General features: G+C 39.1%; 1 pseudogene. It reads right to left on the bottom strand.

The features are described from left to right. Nucleotides 1-221, bottom strand: a pseudogene (locus KVT27_RS23935) (hypothetical protein); the annotation flags it as partial. Nucleotides 222-353 lie beyond the last annotated feature (132 nt).

Raw genomic sequence — 353 nt, forward strand, 5'->3', positions numbered from 1 at the left:
TTCAACAGATTTTTAGGTTTTACAGCATTTTTCACTGCTTTGGTCGTTGCTTGTGCAGCTTTTTTCACGACTGGTAGCACCTTTTCCTTCACTACCTGCTTCGTTTGTTTGACAGCGGCCTTTACCTGTTGCTTGGCTTTTGTCACTTCTGCCTTTGCTTTTTTCACAACCTTTTTCGTGGTCAGGACCGCTTTTTTAATGGCCTTCTTCGCCCGTTTCACCAATTTACTCTTGGATAAACTATTTTTTAACTTCCGGGCCTTGGTAAAGAATTTCCCCCACTTTTTCTTCTTCTTTTTTTTCTTCTTTTTCTTCTTTTTACTCGATTTCTTTTGTTTTTTCTTTGTGGAGCT

The sequence above is a fragment of the Lysinibacillus sp. GbtcB16 genome, assembly GCF_019091145.1.
In the GTDB taxonomy this organism is placed as follows: domain Bacteria; phylum Bacillota; class Bacilli; order Bacillales_A; family Planococcaceae; genus Lysinibacillus; species Lysinibacillus fusiformis.